This window comes from Brunnivagina elsteri CCALA 953 (genome assembly GCF_002289455.1).
GTDB classification, from domain to species: domain Bacteria; phylum Cyanobacteriota; class Cyanobacteriia; order Cyanobacteriales; family Nostocaceae; genus Brunnivagina; species Brunnivagina elsteri.
This window is the reverse complement of record NZ_NTFS01000430.1, coordinates 1-5301: the sequence shown is the minus strand read 5'-3', so window position 1 is coordinate 5301 and position 5301 is coordinate 1. Positions and strand designations below refer to the sequence as shown.

Genomic DNA, 5301 nt, shown 5'->3' with positions numbered 1-5301 from the left:
GCTGGTAACAAAATAACCAGTTTTAAATTGCTAGAACCCTTGATTTTTAAGGTGTTTTAGGGGATGAATCAGCCCTGGGGGGCAGGGGGGTGGGGTTTAGGACAATTCGAGTACTTCTGTGTACTTTTGTGTACTTCTGTGTACACTGTAACCACGCTCTGGAGAGAATCCATACCAAGAGGCAAAGCCTCTTTTTTTATGCTCAGGTAAAGCATGTATAATATACAGCCATCTCAACTAATTCTAAAATGATTAATATCTCATCAGGTTTTCGCCGCAATCGGCTTGCATTTGCCTTAATATTCATACTATTTATCTTTTTCCAATTTGCTACCACCAGTTGTAATTCTAGTAACTTCAAAACCAAAGCTGCCCAAACATCACAATGGATTACTAGCACATTAGGCGACCCCAAAACATTTAATTTTGCTCTGAATGAAGAATTTCCCAACGTTTTTTTATTTACCGCAGAAGGTTTAACAACTATTAATGGAATTACCCGAAAAATTGAACCTGCATTAGCTGAATCTTGGCAAATTTCTGATGATAAAAAACAGATAACTTTCACCCTGCGGGACAAGTTAAAATGGTCGGATGGTCAGCCTTTGACAGCAGATGATGTAGTCTTTACTTACAAAGATATTGCGTTTAATAAAGATATTCCCACAAGCTGGCAAGATACACTCAAAATCGGCAAAAGTCGCGCTTTCCCAGAAATTAAAAAAATTGATAATCTTCGTGTTCAATTTACATTTCCCGAACCATTTGCGCCATTTTTATTTTCCAGTACAGGTTCCCCCGATGGTGTGGGAATTTTGCCAAAACATATATTAGAGAAAACGACTAAAACAAAAGATAAAAATGGCAATCCATTATTTTTATCGACTTGGGGAACTAATACAAATCCTCAAGAAATAGTGGTCAATGGAGCATACATGATCGACAGATATATTCCCAGTCAAAGGATTATATTTCGACGTAATCCTTACTATTGGCGTAAAGACGAAAAAGGTAAACAATTACCTTATGTAGAAAAAATTATTTGGGAAATTATTGAATCTACAGATACAGGAGTACTTCAGTTTCGTTCAGGTGGTTTAGATACTCTGACTGTGTCACCAGAAAATTTTTCCTTATTAAAGAATGAAGAAAAGCGTGGTAATTTTAAAGTTTATAATGGAGGAGCAGCATTTACTAAAAGCTTTATTTCTTTTAATTTAAATACAGGCAAAAGGAAGAATGGACAACCACTAGTTGACCCAATTAAGTCCCGTTGGTTTAATAATGTTAATTTTCGGCGTGCAGTTGCCCATGCAATTGACCGTAAAACAATGATAAATAATGTTTTGCGAGGTTTGGGAGAATTACATAATTCACCAATTGATATTCAAAGTCCCTATTATTTATCGCCGGAAAAAGGTTTAAAAGTATATGAATATAATCAAGAGAAAGCTAGAAAACTACTTTTAAATTCTGGTTTTAAATATGATGCCAAAAATCAGTTATTTGACGCGGAAGGTAATCGCGTTAGTTTTACTTTAATGACTAACGTTGAAAACAAAACTCGCGTAACGATGGCAGCACAAATTAAGACAGATTTAGAAAGAATAGGTATTAAAGTCAATTTCCAACCAATTTCTTTTAACACCATTGTCGGTAAGCTGAATGAAACATTAGACTGGGAATGTTACTTACTTGGCTTTACTGGTTCCTTAGAACCCAATGATGGTGCTAACAAATGGTCTCCAGATGGCAATTCTCATTCTTTTAACCAACAACCACAAAGGGGACAGGAACAATTAATTGATAGAAAAGTGGGTGATTGGGAAGAAGAGATTGGACGTTTGTATATTGAAGCTGCACAGGAATTAGATGATAATAAACGTAAGGAAATTTACGGGAAGACGCAGCAAATAACTCAAGAATATTTACCTGAGATTTATTTGGTGACACCTTTATCATTAGTTGCCATCAGAAATAGAATTCAAAATGTCAAATTCTCTGCATTAGGTTCTCAAGGTGGAACTTTGTGGAATAAATATGAATTGAAGGTGCAAGAATAGATAATGGAAATTGGGTATTGGGAAATATTTATTAATCATTAACCAATACCTATTAGCCATTAACTATTCTATTAGGGACTTCCAGAAAATAAAATAACCCAACCATCGATTTATCACCATATCATCTAAACGGGTGGGGAGACCCCACCCCTACAAGAATTTGGGACAATTTATTTCTTGATGTTCCCTTAACCAAATAAAATATGACAAATGACGAAAACTTAAGACATTTACTTGAATCTGTCGCTAAAGGAAATATATCGAGCGATCGCGCATTTGAAAAACTCAAAAATCTGGCTTATGAACCCGTAGGAGAATTTGCCAAAATAGATTGCGATCGCGAATTAAGAACGGGTTTCCCTGAGGTTATCTGGGGGCAAGGCAAAACCCCTGAACAAATTACCCAAATCATGCAAATGATGCGCGAAAAAAACCCCGTAGTTATGGCAACGCGCATCAATCCAGATGTATATAGTTTACTGCAACCGAAAGTTCGTGGTTTGCAGTATTACGAATTAGCCAGGATTTGCGCCATTTCTCCCCAAAAAATAGAACCGAAATATTACGGTACTATTAGTATAATTTCTGCTGGAACTGCCGATTTACCGATTGCCGAGGAAGCTGCCGTCACTGCGGAACTTTGTGGATTTAAAGTCCAACGACTTTGGGATGTGGGGGTTGCAGGAATCCATCGTTTACTTAACAACCGTCACGTAATCGAATCGGCATCAGTGTTAATTGTTGTCGCTGGTATGGAAGGAGCGCTTCCGAGTGTTGTCGCAGGTTTGGCTGATTGTCCCGTAATTGCCGTACCTACGAGCATTGGTTATGGTGCTAGTTTTGGTGGACTTGCACCACTTTTAACGATGCTGAATTCCTGTGCGGCTGGTATTGGTGTTGTCAACATTGATAATGGTTTTGGTGCGGCTGTATTGGCAGGACAAATTTTGCGAACAGCCGAGAAATTGCGGTTGGCATCATCACAGGAGTGGGGTTAAGACTGTGGTGCAAACCGTAAATTCATGTTTAATCAAGTTTAAAATTATGCATTTTTTAATAAAATACTGGATGCCTTTAGCAGCATTTACTTTGAGCTTTTTACTCACGATTGGGATTTCTACGTAGGAATAAGAGAGCGGGAAATAGAGAATTAAGAAAAATTCATAATTATTAATGCCCATTAATTAACCCTCAATCCCAATTCTCTGGACATTCTCCGCAAATTAAGGTTATGACATTAAGGTTATCTTCTTGACTTCTGTCTTCAGGATTTACACTTAATTTCCGATGATTTGCGTATAATTGCCAGTTTTGGCTTTTAACTGTCAATCAATTGTTTTTAACCTATTATTTTGAGGCAATATGGAATTAATTAGCGATTGGGTAAGCAATGTTGATTTGACTGTCTTTGCCCAAACAATTAATGACCCGAATATTCTAGGTCAGATGCAAAAGTCGTTTTCGCATTTTGTACAGACTGGTCAAGCTTGGGCACTGTTGATTGGTCTGGTTATTGGCTATATGATTCGGAATCTAACTAGTTATGGCTAAAGAAAAGTTAGGAGTTAAGAGTCAAGAGTTAGAAGTTAGATTTTAACTCTGTTTCAGATCATAATCTAAAACCCATAATCCAAAACTCTTAATTCACAACTCCTAATTCCTAATTCCTAATTTCTAAATATATCTTCCCCAACTTCAGCATCTATGACTCAGCAACAAACTTGGAGCCAGCGATTTGAATCTGCACTCCATCCTGCGATCGCACGCTTTAATGCAAGTATTAATTTTGATATTCAATTAATCGAATACGATATTACTGGTTCCCAAGCTCATGCAAAAATGCTTGCTCATACTGGTATTATTTCCACTGAAGAAGGCGAAAAACTTGTTTCCGGGCTAGAAAAAATCCGTCAAGAATATCGTCAAGGTGACTTTAATCCCGGTGTTGACGCGGAAGATGTCCATTTTGCAGTCGAGAAAAGACTTACGGAAATACTCGGAGACGTGGCAAAAAAATTACACACAGCCCGTTCCCGTAACGACCAAGTAGGTACTGATACCCGTCTTTATCTCCGCGACCAAATTCAGCAAATTCGCCACCTAATCCGGGATTTTCAAGGGGTTTTAGTCGAGATTGCTGAGGAAAATATTGAAACCCTGATTCCTGGCTATACCCACTTACAACGCGCTCAACCCCTGAGTTTGGCACATCATTTACTTGCGTATTTCCAAATGACCCAGCGCGATTGGGAACGGTTGGGGGATGTGCTGCGACGGGTAAATATTTCGCCCTTGGGTTGTGGTGCTTTGGCGGGAACGACTTTCCCCATCGATCGCCACTATAGTGCTAAATTATTGGACTTTGACGCAGTTTACGAAAATAGCCTCGATGGTGTGAGCGATCGCGATTTTGCCATAGAATTTCTCGCAGCAGCCAGCTTAATCATGGTTCATCTCAGCCGTCTCTCGGAAGAGGTGATTTTTTGGGCAAGTGAAGAATTTCGCTTTGTCATCCTCAAAGATAGCTGTGCCACAGGTTCTAGCATCATGCCCCAAAAGAAAAACCCCGACGTACCAGAACTGGTGCGGGGAAAAACAGGTCGTGTATTCGGTCATCTCCAAGCGCTATTAGTAATGATGAAGGGATTACCCCTGGCATACAACAAGGACTTACAAGAAGATAAAGAAGCTTTATTCGATAGCGTCAATACAGTCAAAGCTTGTCTGGAAGCAATGACAATTCTCTTACACGAAGGTTTGGAATTTCGGACTCAACGCTTGGCTGAAGCAGTTTGCGAGGACTTTTCCAACGCTACTGATGTCGCCGATTATCTCGCTGCCAAGGGTATCCCATTTCGGGAAGCTTACAATCTCGTCGGCAAAGTCGTAAAAACTTGTATCGCTTCTAAAAAACTTCTCAAAGATTTGAGCTTAGATGAGTGGAAACAACTACATACCGCCTTTGAAGCAGATATTTACGAAGCAATTTCGCCCCGACAAGTAGTTGCTGCTCGTAATAGCTACGGAGGTACTGGTTTTGCTCAAATTAGCAAAGCATTAACCCGTGCCCGTTCTCAAATGACTACTCATACCAATTACTTGTGAAACTGCACACTATTTAGACCCCTCCAAACCTCCCCTTAGCAAGGGGAGGTGCCACAGGCGGTGAGGTTCTTTATATGCATTTTCATATTAAAATGGCATCAGATTTAAAGAAAGAATAAAACGCAATTTAGGG

At 39.1% G+C, this 5301-nt stretch carries 4 protein-coding genes; all 4 read left to right on the top strand.

What is annotated here, in order from left to right; all coding sequences use genetic code 11:
* Positions 1-248 precede the first annotated feature (248 nt).
* The 4 genes from CK510_RS25655 to argH all read left to right on the top strand — a co-directional run bounded on the left by CK510_RS25655 (position 249) and on the right by argH (position 5168).
* A complete protein-coding gene (locus CK510_RS25655) occupies positions 249-2063 on the top strand; it encodes an ABC transporter substrate-binding protein (RefSeq protein WP_095724368.1) in 1815 nt (604 codons plus the stop codon).
* Between the two features lie 203 nt (positions 2064-2266).
* Complete coding sequence (gene larB / locus CK510_RS25650; protein ID WP_095724367.1) at positions 2267-3061, top strand: nickel pincer cofactor biosynthesis protein LarB; 795 nt, start codon at positions 2267-2269, stop codon at positions 3059-3061.
* 364 nt (positions 3062-3425) lie between these two features.
* The gene (locus tag CK510_RS25645; RefSeq protein ID WP_095724366.1) at positions 3426-3614 is read left to right on the top strand and encodes a hypothetical protein; all 189 of its coding nucleotides are present in this window, start codon (positions 3426-3428) and stop codon (positions 3612-3614) included.
* Positions 3615-3767: 153 nt separating this feature from the next.
* Positions 3768-5168 (top strand): argininosuccinate lyase, encoded by a 1401-nt coding sequence (gene argH, locus CK510_RS25640; protein ID WP_095724365.1) that lies wholly within the window; start codon positions 3768-3770, stop codon positions 5166-5168.
* Positions 5169-5301: the final 133 nt, after the last annotated feature.